The following is a 5715-nucleotide window of genomic DNA, read 5'->3' as shown; positions in this document are numbered from 1 at the left end:
GTGCTTGTGCAGGTCCAGCGCGCAGTTCAGCGCGGTCTGGCCGCCCATCGTCGGCAGCACCGCGTCAGGGCGCTCCTTGGCGATGATCTTCTCGACCACCTGCCAGGTGATGGGCTCGATGTAGGTGACGTCCGCCGTGTCCGGGTCCGTCATGATCGTCGCGGGGTTGCTGTTGACCAGGACGACCTTGTAGCCCTCCTCGCGCAGCGCCTTGCAGGCCTGGGCGCCGGAGTAGTCGAACTCGCAGGCCTGGCCAATGATGATCGGACCCGCGCCGATGATGAGGATGGTTTTTAGGTCTGTACGTTTCGGCATGGCGGTCTGCTTAGAGAGTGGCCGTGGCCAGCTTGGCCCCGAACCCAACGAAAAGTGCGCCGACGCTGGCGTTGGCAGTGCTGGACAGCCGGCGGCGCGCGCGGAAGGCGGCGGCCAGGCGGGCGCCGGCAAAGATCAGCGTCGAGAGATAGATGAAACTCAGCACCTGGATGATGGAACCCAGGATCAGGAAGGTCAGCGCCGGATGCGGATAGGCCGGGTCGACGAACTGGATGAAGAAGGACAGCAGGAAGGCGATGGCCTTGGGGTTCAGCAGGCTGACGACCAGGGCCTTCTTGAACGGCTGGCTCGCGTCGACGAGGCGCGGCGCCTCGTCCGTGCTGGCCTCACCGCGCCACGTGCGCATCGCGCCGCGCAGCAGCTGAATGCCGATCCAGCCGAGGTAGATCGCGCCGACCATCTTCACGACAAAGAAGATCTGCGGGCTGGCCATCAGCAGCGACGCGCCGCCAGCGGCAGCCGCAGTCATCAGCAGCGTGTCGCCAACGAACACACCGCAGGCCGCCCCATAGCCGGTACGCACGCCGCGCTGAGCAGCAACGGACAGCACGTAGATCGAGTTGGGCCCGGGCAGCAGGATGATGAAGATCGCCGCCGCGAGGAAGGTGCCGAGGTCGGTGATGCCGAACATGGGGGGCTCCTCAGGCTTTGTTCATCAAGCCAATGAAACGGTCGAACAGATAGGCGATGTCGTGCGGGCCGGGGCTGGCTTCAGGGTGGCCCTGGAAGCTGAAGGCCGGCTTGTCGATGCGGGCGATGCCCTGCAGCGTGCCATCGAACAGGCTCACGTGCGTGGCGCGCAGATTGGCCGGCAGCGTGTCGGGGTCGACCGCGAAACCGTGGTTCTGGCTGGTGATGCCGACGCGGCCGCTGTCCAGGTCCTTGACCGGGTGGTTGGCGCCGTGGTGGCCGAACTTCATCTTGAAGGTCTTGGCACCGCTGGCCAGCGCCAGGATCTGGTGGCCCAGGCAGATGCCGAAGACGGGGATGCCGGATTCGATCAGTTGCGCCGTGGCCTTGATCGCGTAGTCGCAAGGCTCCGGGTCGCCAGGGCCGTTGGATAGGAAGACGCCGTCCGGCTCCAGGTCGAACACGGCGCTGGCGGGCGTCTGCGCCGGCACGACGGTGACCTTGCAGCCACGCTCGGCCAGCATGCGCAGGATGTTGCTCTTGACGCCGAAGTCGTAGGCGACGACGTGAAACTTCGGTGCGGTCTGCGTGCCGTAGCCGCTGCCGAGCTTCCACTCGGTCTGCGTCCAGGTTTCGTTCTCGGTGCGGCTGACGACCTTGGCCAGGTCCAGGCCGGACATCGACGGTGCGGCCTTGGCGGCGGCGACTGCAGTGTCGATATGGACTTGGGTCAGCGCTTCGCCGGCAGCCAACGCCAGGATGCAGCCGTTCTGTGCGCCGTTGGTGCGCAGCACGCGTGTCAGGCGGCGGGTGTCCAGGCCAGCGATGGCGACGGTACCTTCGTCGCGCAGGTACTGATCAAGCGTACGGCCCGAGCGGAAGTTGGACGCGCGCAGCGGCAGGTCCTTGATGACCAGACCGGAGGCGAAAACCTTGGATGCCTCGACGTCTTCATCGCTGACGCCATAGCTGCCGATGTGCGGATACGTCAGCGTGACGATCTGCTTGCAGTAGCTGGGGTCGGTGAGGATTTCCTGGTAGCCGGACAGCGCGGTGTTGAACACCACTTCGCCGACCGTCTGGCCCGTTGCGCCGATGGACTGGCCTCGGAACACCGTCCCATCCGCCAGAGCCAGGATTGCTTGAGGGGGATGGAGCAGGTCAGCCAGCACGAAAGTCTCCGCAAGTGGGGCGCGTGCCCAGCATCAACCCGCCCGAGAGCGGATCAATTTGAGGAAACCGAGGAGGTTTTCGCCGGGCAGCAGATGGGTTCAGGTAAACCCATCGAGTATAGCCGACTGGGGTTAGTACGGAGGCTTCGTGACCGCCTCGCGACGGCTTCGTGACGCCTCAAAGTGCCGCTTCAGAGTGCCGAAATACCCGCCTTGGCGATTTCGGCGTCTTCGCTGGACTTCACACCGCTGACGCCCACCGCGCCCACGCACTGGCCGTCGACGAGGATGGGCACGCCGCCTTCCAGCAGGCCGTGYATGCCGGGCACGCTGAGGAAGGACTGCCGCCCGCCGTTGATCATGTCCTCGTAGATCTTGGATTCGCGCCGGCCCAAGGCCGAGGTGTGCGCCTTGGCCGGCGCAAACATCGCCGAGCTGGGCGAGGCGCCATCCAGGCGCTGCAGCCACAGCAGGTGGCCGCCGGCGTCGACGATGGCGATGGACACCGCCCAGCCCTTGCTGACTGCATGGGCCTCCGCTGCGGCGGCGATGCGCTTGACGTCTGCGAGTTCGAGTTGAGATTGCTGTTTCATGGTCTTGCTTTCCGGGGGATAGACCCCAATGTAGCGCCCCAGCGGGAGCCTAGAATTCCCTCGGTCCTTTTGCCTCCGGAGCATCGTCATGAACGACAGTCTGCAAACCTCTTACGGCTATGCCGGCAACGGCCTGGCTGTTGACCGGCAGCGCGTACTGCGCAACACCTATTGGCTGCTCGCCCTGTCGCTGGTGCCTACGGTGCTGGGCGCCTGGATCGGCGTATCCACCGGCTTCATGGCCAAGATGGGCTTCGGCATCAGCACGCTGGTCTTCTTCATCGGCGCCTTCGGCCTGATGTTCGTCGTCGAAAAGACCAAGAACAGCAGCATGGGCGTCGCAGCCCTGCTGGGCTTCACCTTCTTCATGGGCCTGATGCTGTCGCGGCTGATTGCCCAGGTGCTGGGCTACCGCAACGGTTCCAGCTTGATCATGACGGCCTTCGGCGGCACGGCAGCGATCTTCTTCGCGATGGCCAGCCTGTCCACCATCATCAAGCGCGACCTGTCGTCCATGGGCAAATTCCTGGTCGTTGGCGCGATCGTGCTGATGGTCGCCGGCATCGCCAACATCTTCCTGCAGTCGTCAGCGCTGATGCTGACCATCCTGGTGCTGATGCTGGGCGTGTTCTCGGCCTTCCTGCTGTATGACATCAAGCGCGTCATTGACGGCGGCGAGACCAACTACATCTCCGCCACGCTGGCCATCTACCTGGACCTCTACAACGTGTTCCAGAGCCTGCTGTCGCTGCTCGGCATCTTCGGCGGCGAGCGCGACTGATTGACTCACCCGGAGGCGCTTTGCGCCTCCCCCTCAAGGGGGCTGAGCCCGGACASAAACAGTCCTGAGGACTGTTTGTGCCTGGCGAAGGACAAGGCCTCAGGCCTTGGCAGCCGCCAGTGGCCCGGCAAAGCCGGTTCCACGGCGGCCGCCTGATGAAGGAGCCTGCTGACGCGGCTCCTTTTTTATTGGGCGCCCGGCTTGAAGTTCTTCAACACAAAGGGTGCGCTCACAATGATCGGCTGGCCCACCTGCCCGACGTGCGCCGACAGCATCACCGTGCCTGCAGCTTGGTTTTCTTGGACTGTGCCGTTCAGCACCACGGGCTCCAGCTTGTTGGTCAGCGTGGCCACACTGGACAGCAGGGCCGTGTAGGGCGCTGCATTCAGTTGCAGCGAGATGGGCACGCTGACCTTGGCCTTGGCGTCGTCCGTATCCAGCCGCATCCACATGAGCACCTGCAGCTTGTCGCCCTTGCGGATCTCGCCGGTGATGGGTGTGATCACGCCGTTGTCCCAGACGTTGGCGCGCTTGCCCTGCAGGTCGACGCGCAGGCAGGTCTTGCCCGAGGCCTCGCAAGCCACCTGCTGTGTGGATTGGCCCTCGCCATAGACCGACCAGGCACTGACCTTGGCCGAATTGATCAGGTGATCCAACGCGGGGTCACCGCCGCGCGCCACTTGGGGTGTCGGCGCGCCGGGCGCCGGCACGAGGGCACCCAGAATGGGTCGGACCCAGCCGTCTGCCTGCATGTCCCAGACGACGAAGTCTGAGTCGAACTGCCAATAACTCCAACCGAAGCTGCGCGCCTCGGCAGCTCGGGCGACCGCCGCAGTCCAGGCCACGCGCTGCGCCATGCCCGCCGTCTCCAGGGCACCGAACTCGCCCAGCAGAATCGGCCGGCCCGTGCGCTGCGCCCAAGCCTTCACGCGATCGAAGTCCTGCTTGAGCTTGTCCAGCTCGGCGGCCGTGCCCCAGGTCACGCCGGACAGCTTCTGGAACTGCGGCGTCCATGACGCGCCCTGGTGGGTGAACTCCATGGGCGTGTAGTAATGGAAGGTCACGACCAGGTTGCGGTCGGACTCGGGCAGCTTCAGGGTGTCGAGCTGATCCAGCGAGTTCCAGAACTTCGGCCCGACGACGACGCGGCGCTTCGGGTTGGTCTCGCGGATGATGGCCAGGTTCTCGGCCAGCATGTCGTTCCATACCGCGTCGGCCGCGCCGTTGGGCTCGTTCAGGATCTCGAACAGCACCGCGTCGGGCGCGTCCTTGTAGCGCGGGGCGATTTGGCGCCAGAAGGCCTTGAGTCGCGTCCGGCACTTGTCGATCTCCTTGGCGCAGTCGTTGAAGTTGTGCTGGTCCAGGATGACCTGCAGGCCCGCGCTCAGCGCCGCGGCTGTCATCTCGTCCAGCGTCTTCAGCCAAGCCGTCGACAAGCGGCCTTCGGCGTCCATGTGCTCGAAGGCATGCAGGTTCAGGCGCACATGGTCGAAGCCACCATCGCGGATGGCCTGCATATGGCGCAGCTGGAAGCGCGCCTTGGCCGGCTCGCTCCAGAGCGGGTCATAGCCCAGCGCGTTCACGCCGCGTTTGAGGGCCGGTTGCGGCAGGGCCAGGGTGGTTTGCGCAAGCGCGGACGACGCGAGCCCGAGGGCCAGGCAGGCAGTGCCCAGGACTCGGGGCAACAGATTTCGAATGGGCATGCTGGCTTGTCTCCTGTGGAAGTCATGACGCCGGCCGGGTGGACCCGATGCTCGGCAAAACAACTAAACAATGTTGTTTATTCATTTTGTCTACTTCGCACCGGGACCGAGTCCGGACTAACACGTAGGCCGAAAAGCAAAAAATCCCGGTCGTCGCAATGGGCGAGCCGGGATTTACTTGAGCAACGTGCGCTTCAGCGATCGAAGACTGCGATCGATTCGACGTGCGCCGTGTGCGGGAACATGTTGACCGCGCTGGCCGCCGTGCAGCGATAGCCCGCCACATTGACGAGCAAGCCGGCATCGCGCGCCAGCGTTGCCGGGTTGCAGCTGACGTAGACGATGCGCTTCGGTGCCATCCAGCCCGGCGCCAGCGACGGGTCCTGGGCGATGTCCGCCACCGCCTTGGCCAGCGCAAAGGCGCCTTCGCGCGGCGGGTCGATGAGCCAGCGGTCCGCTGCACCATCCAATGCCAGCAGTTCAGGCGTCATCTCGAACAG

Annotated in this window: 6 protein-coding genes and 1 pseudogene; 1 reads left to right on the top strand and 6 read right to left on the bottom strand. The window is 64.8% G+C overall.

All coding sequences use genetic code 11. The features are described from left to right. The 4 genes from AC1DU6_RS18170 to AC1DU6_RS18155 all read right to left on the bottom strand — a co-directional run. Positions 1-315 (bottom strand): carbamoyl phosphate synthase preATP-grasp domain-containing protein (locus tag AC1DU6_RS18170; protein ID WP_477858721.1); only part of this gene is annotated, 315 nt, incomplete at its 3' end. Positions 316-325: 10 nt separating this feature from the next. Beyond that, positions 326-967 (bottom strand): leucine efflux protein LeuE, encoded by a 642-nt coding sequence (leuE, locus tag AC1DU6_RS18165; RefSeq protein ID WP_477858719.1) that lies wholly within the window; start codon positions 965-967, stop codon positions 326-328. 10 nt (positions 968-977) lie between these two features. Next, entirely contained in the window at positions 978-2138 is a 1161-nt protein-coding gene (gene carA / locus AC1DU6_RS18160; protein ID WP_477858717.1) for a glutamine-hydrolyzing carbamoyl-phosphate synthase small subunit, read from the bottom strand. A 191-nt stretch (positions 2139-2329) separates the two neighbouring features. After that, positions 2330-2731, bottom strand: a complete 402-nt coding sequence (locus tag AC1DU6_RS18155; RefSeq protein WP_477858716.1) for a GlcG/HbpS family heme-binding protein — start codon at positions 2729-2731, stop codon at positions 2330-2332. An 88-nt stretch (positions 2732-2819) separates the two neighbouring features. Between AC1DU6_RS18155 and AC1DU6_RS18150 the strand changes: the two genes are divergently transcribed. After that, entirely contained in the window at positions 2820-3512 is a 693-nt protein-coding gene (locus AC1DU6_RS18150) for a Bax inhibitor-1/YccA family protein (RefSeq protein WP_457356219.1), read from the top strand. A gap of 185 nt (positions 3513-3697) precedes the next feature. Here the strand turns inward: AC1DU6_RS18150 and AC1DU6_RS18145 are convergent, their stop codons facing one another. Then, entirely contained in the window at positions 3698-5215 is a 1518-nt protein-coding gene (locus tag AC1DU6_RS18145; protein ID WP_457445686.1) for a glycoside hydrolase family 5 protein, read from the bottom strand. A 194-nt stretch (positions 5216-5409) separates the two neighbouring features. After that, a pseudogene (locus AC1DU6_RS18140) lies at positions 5410-5715 on the bottom strand (23S rRNA (uracil(1939)-C(5))-methyltransferase RlmD); the annotation flags it as partial.

The organism is Roseateles sp. P5_B10 (assembly GCF_056400485.1).
The sequence above is the reverse complement of the archived record's forward strand: the minus strand, read 5'-3'. Positions and strand labels throughout refer to the sequence as shown.